Here is a 15,987-nt window from a genome sequence, read left to right on the forward strand (position 1 = left end):
GCCGCACGCGCCGGGCGGCGATCGTTCTCATCCAGGACCTCCAGGCCCTCCAGAACCGGTGCACAGCTGCTACGGACTCTCACGCAGACCGGTCGAGACGGACTGGACCCACAGTCGACGGCACCGGCCCGGGCACGCGCACGCTCACGCCCGGCCGCCCCGGCCGTCCGCCCACCGCTCAGCGCGCGACCGGCTCCGCGGCCACGCCCTCCCCGGCCACCGGCTTCCCGTCCGCCCCCTCCGCCCCGTCCGCCGGCCCGGCCGACCCCGGCAGCAGCCGGCTCAGCAACGCCGTCAGCAGGAACGCGGCCACGTTGTACCAGAGCGTCGCCGCCAGCGCGTCACCCACCACCGCGCCGCCACCGGACCCGTCCCGGCCCCCGTCCAGTCCCACGTCCCCGTCCCCGCCGACCAGCCCGAAGAACACCAGACCGACCACGGCGATCCCGACCGCCGACCCCAGCTGCATGAACGCGTTCACCACACCGGAACCCACCCCCGAGTCCTTCGGAGGAACGTCCCCGAGCACCACCGCCGTCAGCACCGGCGAACACAGGCCCATGCCGAGCCCCATGACCACACCCGCCAACGACACCTGCCACAGCGCCAGACCCGCCCCCGACACCCGCACCGACACGATCGCGCACAGCACCCCGGCCGCCAGCACCAGGGAACCGACCCCCACCCACGTGCGCCCGGCGACCGACTTCACCCGCCACGACACCTGCGTGGCCGCGATGATCGCCAACGGCCACGCCGACGTCGCCAGCGCCGTCCGCCACACCGACCAGCCCAGCCCGAACTGCAGGTGGTAGGTGAGCACCAGGAAGAACGAACTGATCCCCGTGTAGAACAGCAGCGTCACCGTCAGCCCGACCCGGAACGAACGCGGCCGGAACAGCGGCGGCGGGATCAGCGCCGAACCGTCCCGCCGGTGCCGGGACCGCTGCTGCCCGGCGAACACCACCAGCAGCACCAGCCCCGCCGCCAGCACGGCGAACATCCACACCGGCCAGCCCTCCTCGCGCCCCTGCACCAGCGGGTACAGCACACCCACGGCCGCCGCGGCCAGCAGCACCACGCCGAGCACGTCCACCCGCAGCGGCTCCTCCGACCTGCTCTCCGGCACGAAGAACACCGCCAGCAGCAGAGTCAGCAACCCCAGCGGCACGTTGATCAGGAAGATCGCCCGCCAGCCCAGCCCCAGCAGGTCCAGCTCGGTCAGCACCCCGCCCAGCAGCGGCCCGCTGACACTGCCGACGATGAGCCCGACCCCCACCAGCGTGAACGCGTTCGCCCACTCCTCCTTCCGGAACAGCGTGACGACCACCGCCATCGTCTGCGGCACCATCAGCGCCGCCATCAACCCCTGCGCGAACCGGCCGGCCACCAGCATCTCGCCGTTCACCGACAGCCCGCACACCACCGACGCCACCGTGAACCCCGCGACGCCCGCCATGAAGACGCGCTTCCGCCCGAACACGTCCCCCAGCCGGCCACCCGTGATCAGCAGCAGCCCGAACGCCAGCGTGTACCCCGCCAGCGTCCACTGCGCCATCGCGTAGCCGCCGTCCAGGTCCGTCTGGATCGCCGGCAGGACCACCGTCACGATCGACGCGTCCAGCGTGTCCAGGAACATCGCCGCACCCACGACCGCCAGCGCCAGCCAGCGGCGCCGCGACGCCCGCCCGGGCGGCACCGCCGCCGCGGAGATCGTTTCGTTCATGTCACTCACTCACAGACTCCCCAGGACGGCGTCCAGCGCCTCGTCCATCTCCTCGGCGGTCAGTTCCCCGGCGGCCCGCAACGCGTCCTCGGCACCGCCGTCCGCAGCCCCGTCCGCGGCCTCGGCTCCCGCCCCGGCCCGGGCCAGCTCCAGCAGCCTGCCCAGCAGACCGCTCTCCTCCAGCTGCGCCGGCGTCACCCGCTCCAGCGCCCACCGCGCCGCCCGTGCCGGATCCCGCGGCGGCTCCGCCACCTCCGGCTGCGCCCCGAAGTCCAGCCGCACGTGCAGGAACTCGGCGATCGCCCGCGGCGTCGGATAGTCGAACGCCATCGTGCTCGGCAGCGACATCCCCAGGAACTTCGCGAGCCGGTTGCGGACCTCCACCGCCATCAGCGAGTCCAGGCCGAACTCCTTCAGCCGCTTGTCCGCCGGCACCGCACCCGCACCGGCGAGCCCCAGCACATCGGCGACCTCACCCTGCACGGTGCCCAACAGTGCGGCCATCCGCTCCTCCGGCGCCATCCGGGCCAGCCGCACGGCGAACGACTCGCCCCCCGCCTTCGGATCCCGCGGCCTCACCCGCCGCAGCCGGGGCCTGACCAGCGCACGCAACAGCGCCGAGGTCTCACCCCCGTCACCGCCCAGCTCCGCGACGTCCAGCTTCAACGGCACCAGCAGCGCCTCCGGCCGGACCAGCGCCGCGTCCAGCAACGCCAGGCCCTCCTCCGCGGACAGCGCCTCCGCGCCCCGCCGCCGGACCCGCCGCAGCTCCGTCTCACCGAGGTGCGCGGTCATCCCGATCCCGCTCTGCGCCCACAGGCCCCACGCCAGACTCACCGCCGGCAGGCCCCGCTTGTGCCGGAACACGGCCAGCGCGTCCAGGAAGGCGTTCGCCGCCGCGTAGTTGCTCTGCCCCGGCGCGCCGAGCGTGCCCGCCGCCGACGAGAACAGCACGAACGCCGATAGGTCCATGCCCTCGGTCAGCTCGTGTAGGTGCAGGGCACCCGCCACCTTCGGATCCAGCACCCGCCGGAACCGCTCGGCCGTCTGGTTCTGCACCACCCCGTCGTCCAGGACGGCGGCCAGGTGCACCACCGCGGTCAGCGGACGCTCCGCGGGCACCGACCGCAGCACCGCCGCGACCTCCTCCCGCCGGGACACGTCACAGGCCTCGACCACCACAGAACGGGCGCCCGCCGCCTCCAGCCCGGCGACCAGCTCCGCCGTCCCCGGCGCGTCCGGACCCCGGCGCGAGGTCAGCACCAGGTGCCGCACCCCGTGCTCGCGCACCAGGTGCCGCGCCACCAGCCGGCCCAGCTCGCCCGTACCGCCCGTCACCAGCACCGTGCCGTCCGGGTCCGGTACCCCCGGCACCGTCAGCACGATCTTCCCGACGTGACGGCCCTGCGCCATGTGCCGGAACGCGGCCGGAGCCTCCCGCACGTCGAAGGCCTCGTACGGCAGCGGCGCGAGCACACCCTCCGCCAGCAGCCCGGCGACCACCAGCAGCATCTCCTGGATCCGGTCCGCGCCCGCGTCCCGCAGGTCGTACGCCCGGTACGCCACCCCCGGATGGTCCGCCGCGACCCGCCCGGCATCCCGGATGTCCGTCTTGCCCATCTCCAGGAACCGGCCACCGCCCGGCATCAGCCGCAGCGACGCGTCCACGAACTCCCCGGTCAGCGAGTTCAGCACCACGTCGAACCCGCGGCCCCCGGTGGCCTCCCGCCACACCCCCTCGAACCCGGTGTCGCGGGACGAGGCGATCCGCTCGTCCGGCAGGCCCAGCGCCCGAAGGTGCTCCCACTTCGCGGGCCCCGCCGTACCGAAAGCCTCGGCCCCGAAGTGCCGCGCCAACTGCACCGCGGCCATGCCCACACCACCGGCCGCGGCATGCACCAGCAGCCGCTCGCCGGCCCGCAGCCCGCCCAGGTCGTGCAGGCCGTAGTAGGCCGTCAGGAACACCAGGGGGACCGTGGCCGCCCGCACGAACGACAAGCCGTCCGGGATCCGCACCATCAGCCGCGCGTCCACGCACACCTCGGTGCCGAACGTGCCCGTGGCCAGACCCATCACCCGGTCCCCGGGACGCAGGCCCGTCACGTCGGGCGCCGCCTCCACCACGACACCGGCGCACTCCAGACCCAGCCGCGGCGACCGCACCACGTCCAGCGCGTTGAGCACGTCCCGGAAGTTCATGCCCGCCGCCCGGACCGCAACCCGCACGTGCCCGGCCGGCAGCGGCTCCGGCTGCGCCACCCGGAACGCGAACGCGTCCAGCCGGCCCCGCTCCCGGATGTCCAGGTACCAGGGCTGCCCGCCCGGACCCGGCGCGACCGCCGCGTCCGCGGCCGCCGCCCGCAGCAGCCGCGGCACCAGCACGCCGTCACCGCGCAGCACCAGCTCCGGCTCGCCCTCCACCGCCAGGGCCCGCGCCAGCAGCCCCCGGTCGGTCACGTCCGAACCCACGTCGACCAGCCGCAGCGACCGGCCCGGATGCTCCGCCCGCACCGCCCGCAGCAGACCGGCCAGCGGCGCCTCGGCCGGCAGCCCGGCCCGGTCCTCCGGCCGGGCCACCGACGCGTCCCGGGTGACCCACACGATCTCCGTGCCGTCGAGCACCGGATCCGACAGGAACTCCTGCACCTGCCGCAGCACCCGGACCGTCACTTCCCCGACCTGCCCCGCATCCGCGGCGCTCCCCGCGGAAGCGGTCGCCGCCGGCCCGGTCAGGTCGACCACCACCCGGGCCGGCCCCGGACCGGTGGACCCCGGCCCGGTGAACCCCGGCAGGGTCCCGTCCCCGGCCACCGCCTCGACCCCCAGCCACTCGCCGACGAACCCGCCGTCGCCGAAACCGGTCAGCACCGGCGGCCCGTCCGCCGCCCCGGCACCCTCCGCGACCTCCGCGACCTCCGGGACCTCCGGGACCTCCGGGATCCGCTCCGGCTCCAGCGGCTGGTGCCCGAGCACGAACAGGTGCTCCACACCCGCCCGCGGCGCCGTCGCCGCACGCAGCGCGGCGACCTCGGCCCGCCGCGCCTCCAGACCGCCGGCCGTCAGCACCAGCCCGCCCGCCGGGTCGGTCACCACCAGCCGGACCGCCGATTCCCCGGTCCGCTCGGCCCGCACCCGCAACTCGGTCCCGCCCGTGGCGTACAGGACCACGTCGGACCAGGCGAACGGCATCAGCACGGTGTCCGCACCGCCGCCTTCCGCACCGCCGCCGTCCGTACCGCTCCCCTCCGTACCGCTCCCGTCCGTGCCGCCCTCGTCCGCCGCCGCCAGCAGGTGCAGCGCCGCGTCCAGCAGCGCCGGATGCACTCCGTACCCGGCCACGGCCTCCGCCGCGTCCTCCGCCGCGTCCTCCGGCAACCGCACGGTCCCGAGCACCGCGTCACCCGACCGCCAGGCCTCCACCAGCCCCTGGAAGAGCGGCCCGTACTCCAGCCCCCGCTCCTCACAGCGCTCGTAGAACCCGTCCAGCGCGACCGGCTCCGCCCCGGGCACCGGCCAGCCGGCAGCACCCGCCACGACGTCCGCCGCACCCGCCGCACCCGCCGAGGCCGGCCCGTCCGCCAGCTCACCGGTCGCGTTCCGGGACCACGCCACGTCCTCCGACGCGTCCTCCGGCCGGCTGTGCACCGACACCACCCGCCGGCCCCCGCCGTCCGGCGCCCCCACCCGTACCTGGAGCCGCAGCGCGACCCCCGGATGCAGCACCATCGGCTGGGCCAGGGTCAGCTCGGCGACCCGCGCCGCACCCACCGCCCGCGCCGCCGCGAACGCCATGTCCAACAGACCCGTACCGGGCACCAGCACCGTCCCGGCGATCGCGTGCTCGGCCAGCCACGGCTGGTCCGCCACCGAGATCCGCCCGGTCAGCAGATGCCCCTCACCCTCGGCCAGCGCCGTCGCCGCACCCAGCCAGGGGTGCCCGGACGCCACCAGCCCCATCGAGGCGGCCTCACCCGCACCCCCCGCGCGTCGCCGCACCACCGGCTCCGGCCAGTAACGCCGCCGCCGGAACGCGTACGTCGGCAGGTCCACCGGGACACCGCCAACCCCGAACAGGACCGGCAGGTCCACCGCGTGCCCCTCCGCGTGCAGCACGGCGAGCGAACGCAGCAACTGCGCCACGTCCCCCCGCTCCCGCACCAGACTGCCCACGACGAGACCACCGCCGGCCGAGCAGGCGTCCGTCAACGGCATCCCCAGCACGGGATGCGGACTGACCTCGACGAACACCCCGAACCCGTCCGCGGCCAGACTCCCCAGGGCCCGGTCCAGCCGCACCGTCTCCCGCAGGTTCCGGCACCAGTACGCCGCGTCCAGCTCCTCCCCGGCCACGACCGCCCCGGTCACCGTCGAATAGAACGGCACGGCCGACGCGCGCGGCCGCAGCCCGGCCAGCTCCTCCGCCAGCCACGGCAGGATCGGATCCATGTGGGCACTGTGCCCGGCCGCGTCGGACTGCACCCGACGGCAGAACACCTCACGCCCGTCCAGCGCGGCCAGCAACCGTTCCACCGCGTCCGCGTCACCGGACACCACCGTCGACGAAGCCGTGTTGACCACCGCCACCGACAGCGCCGCACCGTACGGCGCGATCAGCTCCTCCACCTCCGCGACCGGCAGCTCCACCAGCGCCATACCGCCGCGCCCGCTGCACTCCCGCAGCAACGCCAGACTCCGCTGCGCCACCAGCCGGGCACCGTCCTCGAGCGACAACGCCCCGGCGACCACGGCCGCCGGCACCTCCCCCTGGCTGCTGCCGACCACCGCGGCCGGCTCCACACCCAGCGAACGCCACACCGCGGCCAGGCCGACCATCACCGTGAACAGCGCGGGCTGCACCACGTCGATCCGGTCGAACGGCGGCAACCCGCGCCGATCCCCGGCACCTTCGGCGTCCTCGGCATCCTCGGCATCCTCGGCGTTCTCCGGGGCGGCCAGCAGATCCCGCACCGACCAGCCCGTCCACGGCAGCAACGCGGCGTCACACGCCTCGACCGTCTCCCGGAACACGTCGGACTCGGCGAGCAGCCGGCGACCCATGCCCCGCCACTGACTGCCCTGCCCCGGGAACACGAACACGGGCCGACCCCGCTCCGCGGCCGTCCCGGTCACCAGGAGCGGATGCGAGATCCCGTCGGCCAGCGCACGCAGCCCGGCCACGGCCTCCGCGACCCCCGACGCGACGACACCCGCACGGTGCTCCATGTGCGTCCGCCGCAGCGCCGCCGTGAACGCGACGTCGGCGAACGGCGTCTCCGGGTGCGCCGTCAGCCAGTCCGCCCAGCGCGCGGCCTGCGCACGCAAAGCCTCCTCGTCCCCGCCCGACACCAGCAGCGGCAGCGCGGGCAGCGCGGGCCGCGCGGGCGGTGCCCCGGCGGGCGCACCCGGCGCCTCCACGACGACCGGGGCCTCTTCCAGGACCACGTGCGCGTTGGTTCCGCTGAGGCCGAACGACGAAACGCCCGCGCGGCGCGTGCGCGGTCCGCGGTTCCAGGGCCGTGGCTGCCGGAGGAGGGTGAGGCCGGTGGAGTCCCAGTCGATGTGCGGTGTGGGTTCGTCGGCGTGCAGGGTTGCCGGGAGGGTGTCGTGCTGGAGTGCGAGGACCATCTTCATGACGCCGACGACGCCTGCGGCGGCTTGGGTGTGGCCGAGGTTGGATTTGACCGATCCGAGGTGGATTTCGTGTCGTCCGAAGACTTGGGCGAGGGCTCCGGCTTCGATGGGGTCGCCGAGGGAGGTTCCGGTTCCGTGGGCTTCGATGGCGTCGATGTCGGTGGGGGTGAGGCCGCTGGCGGTGAGTGCGTCGTGGATGACGCGTTGTTGGGAGGGGCCGTTGGGGGCGGTGAGTCCGTTGCTGGCGCCGTCCTGGTTGATGGCGGAGCCTCGGATGACGGCGAGGACGTGGTCGCCGTCGCGCTGGGCGGCGGACAGCCGCTTCACCACCAGCACACCCGCACCCTCGGCCCAGATCGCACCGTCCGCCCGCGCCGAGAAGCTCTTGCACCGCGCATCCGCAGCCGTGCCCTTCAGCCGGCTGAACTCCACGAACGTCGACGGGGTCGACATCACGGTCACACCGCCGACCAGCGCCATCTCGCACTCGCCCTGCCGCAGCGCGGCCGTAGCCAGGTGCAGCGCGACCAGCGAGGAAGAACAGGCCGTGTCGACCGTCACGGCCGGCCCCTGCAACCCGAGCGCGTACGACACGCGCCCGGAGATCACACTGCTCGCGTTGCCCGTGCTCATGTACCCGTCCAGGGCTTCCAGCCCCTGCCCCTGACGGTCGTAGTCGGAGCTCATCGCCCCCAGGTAGACGCCGGTGCGGCTCTCGCGCAGGGACTCGGGCCGGATGCCGGCCCGCTCCAGCGCCTCCCAGGCGGTTTCGAGGACGAGCCGCTGCTGCGGGTCCATCGACAGCGCCTCACGCGGCGAGATCCCGAAGAAGGCGGCATCGAACTCCTCCAGCCCCTCCAGGAAGCCGCCTTCACGCACGTAGCTCTTGCCGACCGCCTCCGGGTCGGGGTCGTACAGGTCCAGCCCGTCCCACCGGGACGGGAAAGGACCGATGGCGTCCCCACCGGAAGCCAGCAGCTCCCACAACCCCTCCGGGCTGTCGATCCCGCCCGGCAGGCGGCACGCCATCGACACGACCGCGACAGGTTCGTCGGCCGCCCCGCCCTCCCGTACACCGACTGTCGCCGACCCGCGTACCCGCGCCTCCGGCCCGGCCGCGGCGTCAAGACGCTCCAGTAGGAGGTTGGCGACGGCGGTGGGGGTGGGGTGGTCGAAGGCGAGGGTGGCGGGGAGGGTGGTGCCGGTGGTTGTGGAGAGGCGGCGTCGGAGTTCGACGGCCATGAGGGAGTCGAGGCCGAGTTCTTTGAAGGCCTGGTGTTCGCCGATGGTGTCGGGGGTGGGTGCGCCGAGGACGACGGCGGCTTCTTCCCGGACGATGCGGAGGAGGTAGGGCAGCCGGTCGGTTTCGGTGAGGGCGTGCAGTTGTGCGGTGAAGGACTGCTCGGCGCGGTCGGTGGTGGGGGTGGTGGTGCGTCGGGTGGGCCGGCGGACGAGCCCGCGGAGCAGGGCGGGGGTGTTCTCGAGGCGTGTGGTGTCCAGTTTGACGGGGACGAGGTGGGGGTGGGGTTGGGTGAGGGCTGCGTCGAGGGTGGTGAGGGCTTGGGTGTGTGTGAGGGCGCCGAAGCCTTGGCGGTGCATGCGTGAGATGTCGGCGTGGGTGAGGGTTGCGGTCAGGCCGGTTCCGGTTTGTTGCCATAGGCCCCAGGAGAGGCTGGTGGCGGGCAGGCCGTGGTGGTGGCGGTGTGTGGCGAGGGCGTCGAGGGCGGTGTTGGCGGCGGCGTAGTTGCTTTGGCCGGGGGTGCCGAGGACGCCGGAGGCGGAGGAGTAGAGGACGAAGGCGGCGAGGTTGAGGCCGAGTTGGGTGGACACCTCGTGCAGGTGGAGGGCGCCGAGGGTTTTGGGTGCCATGACCTGTGTGAGGCGTTGGGTGGTTTGGTGGGTGAGGAGTCCGTCGTCGAGGACGGCGGCGAGGTGGAAGATGCCGGTCCAGGGGTGGGACGGGTCGATGTCGGTCAGCAGTGTCCGGACCTGGTCGGGGTCGGCGGCGTCGCAGGCGAGGACGCGGACGGTTTCGGCCCCGGCTTCGGTCAGCTCGGTGACGAGGTGTTGTGAGTCGCCTCGGCGGTTGGTGAGGACGAGGTGGCGGATGCCGTGTCGGGTCACGAGGTGGTGGGCGAGGGCTTGGCCGAGCTCGCCGGTGCCGCCGGTGATCAGGACCGTTCCCTCGGGGTCCAGCCTTCGGGTGGTGTCGTCATGTGCTGCTGTGGCGCGGACGAGGCGGGGGGCGAGGAGCTGCCCGTCACGCGCCAGCAACTCGGGTTCGCCGGTCACCTGGAGCGCTGCGCTGAGTGCCTCGTCGTCGTTGGTGTCGATGAGACGGATGACGTGTTCGGGGTGTTCGTTGCGTGCGGAGCGGGCGAGTCCCCACAGGGTGGCTTGTGCGGGGTCGTCGATGGCGCCGTTGGTGACGAGTACGAGTTCGCCGGTCGTGGTGGCGTCGGTGAGGGCTTCTTGGAGGGTGGTCAGGCCGCGTGACGCGATCTCGGTGAGGGTGCCGGTCCAGGCGCGGGCGTCGATGACGGTCCGCTCGGCTGCTGCCGTCACCGGGCTGGTGACCGGCTGGAACTCCACCCGGAACAGGTTGTCGACCCTCACACCCGCACGGATCTGTTCTGGAGTGGCCTCACGGACCTGGAGACCCTCCACACGGGCAACAGGGTCTCCGGCCTCGTCGGCCAGCCAGATGCGTGCCACTCCCTCTTCGACGTCCAGCTCTGCGCGTACGCGCAGCGCGGTGCCCGCGACCTTTTCCAGCTGCACACCGGTCCACTCGAACGGCAGCGCGACGGTGTCGTGAGAGGGAAGGAGCGTGTGCAGCGCGGCGTCCAACAGCGCAGGGTGGACACCGAACTCGCCCGCAGGCGTGTCCTGCGGTAGCCGGACGAGCCCGTAGGCGCTCTGCTCGTCGCGCCAGAGCTCGGCAAGCCCGCGGAAGGCCGGCCCGTACTCGATGCCAAGACCCTCCAGGCGCTCGTAGAAGCCGTCCAGCTCGATCTGTGCAGCGCCGACCACAGGCCACTGCACCAGGCCTTCGAAACCTTCGGAGGTGAGCGTCTGCTCTGCGCCCAGTCGGCCGCTGGCGTGCTGGGTCCAGGACTCGTCGCGTCGGCTGAACACGGCGACGTGTCCCTGGTTGACGGTGACCTGGAGGCGCAGGTCGCCCTCCTCGGGCAGGACGAGCGGCTCCAGCAGGGTGAGCTCCTCGACTCGGCCGGCTCCCACGTGATGACCGACCGTAAGCGCCAGTTCCAGGACGGCCGTGCCGGGGACGATGACGGTGCCGTGCACCGTGTGGTCGGTGAGCCAGGGGAACTCTCGGCGCGAGATCCGGCCGCTGAACACGTGCCCTTCACCGTCAGCCAGCTCCGTGACCGCGGCCAGCCACGGATGGTCACCGGCTTCGAGGCCGGCGGAGGTCACGTTGGACGTGCGGGGGAGCTCGATCCAGTACCGCTCGCGTTGGAAGGCGTAGGTGGGGAGGTCGAGGTGGGTTCCGGTGGCGAGGGCGGGTGTCCAGTCGATGGTGTGGCCGTGGGTGTGGAGTTCGAGGAGTGCGGTCAGGAAGCCCTGCACCTCGTTGGTGTGGCGTTGGGTGGTGGGGGTGAGGTGGCTGGTGGTGTCTTCGGGCAGGTTCTCGGCGGTGAGGGGGGTGAGGACCGCCTGGGGCCCGATTTCGAGGTAGTGGCGGGTGCCGGCCTGGTCGAGGTGGTGGATCTGCTGGTCGAAGTGGACGGTGTCGCGGACGTGCCGGACCCAGTAGTCGGCGTCCCGCTGGCCGTCGACGGGTGGCATGTCGATGGTGGGCGGGTTGTAGGTGAGCGTGCGGGTGATCTGGTGGAAGGCGTCGAGCATGGGTTCCATCAGGGTGGAGTGGAACGCGTGCGAGACGGTCAGGCGCCGGGTCTTGTGGCCTCGCTCCTCCAGGACCGCGGCCAGCGCGAGGACGGCTTCCTCGCCACCGGAGAGCACCACTGACTGCGGCCCGTTGACGGCGGCGATGTCGACATTGCCGGTGATCAGTTCACGTACGTCCGCCTCGCCGGCGCGGACGGAGACCATGGCTCCGCCGCGGGGCAGTTCGCCCATGAGGCGGGCTCGGGCCGCTACGAGGGTGCAGGCGTCGGCCAGCGACAGGACACCGGCGACGTGTGCGGCGGCGATCTCGCCCACCGAGTGCCCGGTGACCGCATCGGGCCGGACCCCGAAGGACTCCACGAGCCGGTAGAGAGCGACCTCGTAGGCGAAGAGGGCGGGCTGGGTGATGTTCGTGTCGTGGATGTCGTCGCCGGAGGAGAACGCGATCTGCTTCACGTCCTCCCCGAAGTGCGCGCACACGGCGTCGAAGGCTTCGGCGAAGGCGGGGAAGGCCTGATACAGGTCGCGGCCCATGCCCGGGCGCTGCGCGCCCTGTCCGGAGAAGAGGAACGCCAGGCGCGGTGCGGCGGTGACCGGACCCGTGCCGGTGGCGTCGTCGTGGGCGATGGTTCGCAGTCCGGTGATCAGTTCGTCCATCGACCCTGCGACGACACCGGCCCGGTAGGGGAAGGCCGTGCGCCGGGCAGCCGAGTACGCGACGTCCGCGAGCACCGATTCCGGGCGTGCCTCCAGCCAGTCCGCCAGCCGGCCCGCGTTCTCCGCGCGCGCGGCGGCCGTGTGCCCCGACACCACCACCGGAACAGGAACAGGAACAGAAACAGGAACAGGAGCCGGAGCAGTGGTCCGCGGCTCGTCCCGAGCCTCGACCACCGGAGCTTCCTCCAGCACCACGTGCGCGTTGGTGCCGCTCAGCCCGAACGACGAAACGCCCGCGCGCCGGACCCGCTCGCCCTTGGGCCAGTCACGGGCCCGCTGGAGCAGGGTGAGGCCACTGTCCGCCCAGTCGACGTGCGGACTGGGCTCATCCGCGTGCAGGGTTGCCGGGAGGGTGTCGTGCTGGAGTGCGAGGACCATCTTCATGACGCCGACGACGCCTGCGGCGGCTTGGGTGTGGCCGAGGTTGGATTTGACCGATCCGAGGTGGATTTCGTGTCGTCCGAAGACTTGGGCGAGGGCTCCGGCTTCGATGGGGTCGCCGAGGGAGGTTCCGGTTCCGTGGGCTTCGATGGCGTCGATGTCGGCGGGGGTGAGGCCGCTGGCGGTGAGTGCGTCGTGGATGACGCGTTGTTGGGAGGGGCCGTTGGGGGCGGTGAGTCCGTTGCTGGCGCCGTCCTGGTTGATGGCGGAGCCTCGGATGACGGCGAGGACGCGGTCGCCGTCGCGCTGGGCGGCGGACAGCCGCTTCACCACCAGCACACCCGCACCCTCGGACAAGCCGGTCCCGTCAGCCTGGGACGAGAAGCTCTTCGAGCGTCCGTCGGCCGCGGCGCCCCTGAGACGGCTGAACTCGACCATGGTCGACGGGGTCGACATCACGGTCACACCGCCGACCAGCGCCATCTCGCACTCGCCCTGCCGCAGCGCAGTCACCGCCAGGTGCAGCGCCACGAGCGAGGACGAGCACGCGGTGTCCACGGTGACCGCGGGCCCCTGCAAGCCGAGGGCGTACGACACCCGGCCCGACACGACGCTGCTCGCATTGCCCGTACTGACGTAGCCGTCGAGGGCGTCCAGGTCGTAACCCTGCTGATTGCCGTAGTCGGAGCTCATCGCCCCCAGGTAGACGCCCGTGCGGCTCTCGCGCAGTGACTCGGGTCGGATGCCGGCCCGCTCCAGCGCCTCCCAGGCGGTTTCGAGGACGAGCCGCTGCTGCGGGTCCATCGACAGCGCCTCACGTGGCGAGATCCCGAAGAAGGACGCATCGAAGCCCTCGGCGTCCCTCACGAAGCCGCCCTGGCGGGTGTAGCTCTTGCCGACCGCCTCCGGGTCGGGGTCGTACAGGTCCAGCCCGTCCCACCGGGACGGGAACGGACCGATGGCGTCCCCACCGGAAGCCAGCAGCTCCCACAACCCCTCCGGAGTGTCGATCCCGCCCGGCAGGCGGCATGCCATCGACACGACCGCGATCGGCTCCGAACGCGCAGCACGCTCCGCGCTCAGCTCCTTCTCCGTCTCCACCAGAGCCGTGGTGGCGCGGCGCAGGTAGGACTCAAGCTTCTCGACTTGGGACGCGGTCACGAGTTCACTCCAAGCTTGCGGTCGAGGAACTGGAGGAGGTCGTCCGTGCTACCGGACTCAAGCTCGGGCTCCAGTGCTTCGGGGACGACGGCCACGGCGAGGCCGTCCTTGAGTTCCAGGAGGCGGGAGACTAGCCCGAGCTCCTCGATTTGCTGCGGAGTCGCGCTGCGCAACAGGTCGACGACGCTGTCTATCTGCGTCTTCGTCACATGCCGCTCCCGCTGGCTCGGGGGCGCGGTAGCGGCTGAGGTCGCAGGGGCGAGCTGTGCATGCAGGAGGTTGGCGACGGCGGTGGGGGTGGGGTGGTCGAAGGCGAGGGTGGCGGGGAGGGTGGTGCCGGTGGTGGTGGAGAGGCGGCGTCGGAGTTCGACGGCCATGAGGGAGTCCAGGCCGAGCTCTTTGAAGGCCTGGTGTTCGCCGATGGTGTCGGGGGTGGGTGCGCCGAGGACGACGGCGGCTTCTTCCCGGACGATGCGGAGGAGGTAGGGCAGCCGGTCGGTTTCGGTGAGGGCGTGCAGTCGTGCGGTGAAGGACTGCTCGGCGCGGTCGGTGGTGGGGGTGGTGGTGCGTCGGGTGGGCCGGCGGACGAGCCCGCGGAGCAGGGCGGGGGTGTTCTCGAGGCGTGTGGTGTCCAGCTTGACGGGGACGAGGTGGGGGTGGGGTTGGGTGAGGGCTGCGTCGAGGGCGGTGAGGGCTTGGGTTTGTGTGAGGGCGCCGAAGCCTTGGCGGTGCATGCGTGAGATGTCGGCGTGGGTGAGGGTTGCGGTCAGGCCGGTTCCGGTTTGTTGCCATAGGCCCCAGGAGAGGCTGGTGGCGGGCAGGCCCTGGTTGCGGCGGTGTGTGGCGAGGGCGTCGAGGGCGGTGTTGGCGGCGGCGTAGTTGCTTTGGCCGGGGGTGCCCAGGACGCCGGAGGCGGAGGAGTAGAGGACGAACGCGTCGAGGTTGAGGCCGAGTTCGGTGGACACCTCGTGCAGGTGGAGCGCACCAAGGGTCTTGGGTTCGAGGACTCGGTTGAGGCGTTGGGTGGTTTGGTGGGTGAGGAGTCCGTCGTCGAGGACGGCGGCGAGGTGGAAGATCCCGGTCCAGGGACGGGACGGGTCGATGTCGGTCAGGAGCGTCCGGACCTGGTCGGGGTCGGCGGCGTCGCAGGCGAGGACGCGGACGGTTTCGGCCCCGGCTTCGGTCAGCTCGGTGACGAGGTGTTGCGCGTGGGGGGTTTGGTCGCCTCGGCGGTTGGTGAGGACGAGGTGGCGGATGCCGTGTCGGGTCACGAGGTGGTGGGCGAGGGCTTGGCCGAGCTCGCCGGTGCCGCCGGTGATCAGGACCGTTCCCTCGGGGTCCAGCCTTCGGGTGGTGTCGTCCTGTACGGCTGTGGCGCGGACGAGGCGGGGGGCGAGGAGCTGCCCGTCACGCGCCAGCAACTCGGGCTCGCCGGTCACCTGGAGCGCTGCGCTGAGTGCCTCGTCGTCGTCGGTGTCGATGAGACGGATGACGTGTTCGGGGTGTTCGTTGCGTGCGGAACGGGCGAGTCCCCACAGGGTGGCCTGGGCGGGGTCGTCGACGGCCCTGCTGGTGACGAGGACGAGTTCGCCGGTCGTCGCGGCGTCGGTGAGGGCTCCCTGGAGGGCGGTCAGGCCGCGTGACGCGATCTCGGTGAGGGTGCCGGTCCAGGCGCGGGCGTCGATGACGGTCCGCTCGGCCGCTGCCGTCACCGGGCTGGTGACCGGCTGGAACTCCACCCGGAACAGGTTGTCGACCCTCACACCCGCACGGATCTGCTCGGGGCTCGCCTCACGCAGGAGCAGACCGTCCGCGCTGGCCACCGGCGTTCCGTACTCGTCGGCTACCGCGAGCCTGGCGACCGATCCTTCGGTATCCAGTCGTGCATGCACGCGGAGCGCGGTGCCCGCGACCTTTTCCACCTGCACACCGGTCCACTCGAACGGGAGCAGAACTCCCTCATCGGCCTTCAGACCCTTCATGGCGTGCAGGGCGGCGTCAAGCAGGGCGGGATGGATGCAGAAGTCCCCCACGGCTTCGCCGTCGGGCAGCCGGACGAGCCCGTACACGTTCTCGTCCTTGCGCCAGAGCTCCGTCAGCCCCTGGAAGGCAGGCCCGTACTCGATTCCCTGATCGCAGAAGCGCTCGTAGAAGGCGTCCAGATCGATCTGCTCCGCGCCGGCGACGGGCCACTGCCGCAGGGGTTCGAAGTCTTCGGAACTCAGGGCAGTGACTTCGCCGAGTCGGCCGGTGGCGTGGTGGGTCCAGGTGTCGTGGTGGCGGGTGTGGATGGTGAGGTGGTTGTCGGTGACGGTGATCTGGAGGCGGAGGTCGTCGTTTTCGGGGAGGACGACGGGTTCGAGGAGGGTGAGTTCTTCGACTCGTTGCGTTCCGAGGTGTTGGCCGGCGGCGAGTGCGAGGTCGAGGAGGGCGGTGCCGGGGACGATGACCGTGCCGAACACGGTGTGGTCGGTGAGCCAGGGGGAGTCGCGGTG

Annotated in this window: 3 protein-coding genes; all 3 read right to left on the reverse strand. The window is 72.3% G+C overall.

Annotated features, from left to right (window positions below):
- Positions 1 to 178: 178 nt before the first annotated feature.
- The gene (locus tag ACFY61_RS26875; protein ID WP_389475958.1) at positions 179 to 1,726 is read right to left on the reverse strand and encodes an MFS transporter; all 1,548 of its coding nucleotides are present in this window, start codon (positions 1,724 to 1,726) and stop codon (positions 179 to 181) included.
- Between the two features lie 9 nt (positions 1,727 to 1,735).
- Positions 1,736 to 13,492 carry an SDR family NAD(P)-dependent oxidoreductase gene (locus tag ACFY61_RS26880; RefSeq protein WP_389475960.1) on the reverse strand — a complete coding sequence of 3,919 codons (11,757 nt, stop codon included), beginning with the start codon at positions 13,490 to 13,492 and terminating at the stop codon, positions 1,736 to 1,738.
- The coding region (locus ACFY61_RS26885) for a type I polyketide synthase (RefSeq protein WP_389475962.1) at positions 13,489 to 15,987 on the reverse strand (2,499 nt) is incomplete at its 5' end. The genes ACFY61_RS26880 and ACFY61_RS26885, both read right to left, overlap by 4 nt.

Source organism: Streptomyces sp. NPDC012888 (assembly GCF_042900645.1).
GTDB lineage: Bacteria > Actinomycetota > Actinomycetes > Streptomycetales > Streptomycetaceae > Streptomyces.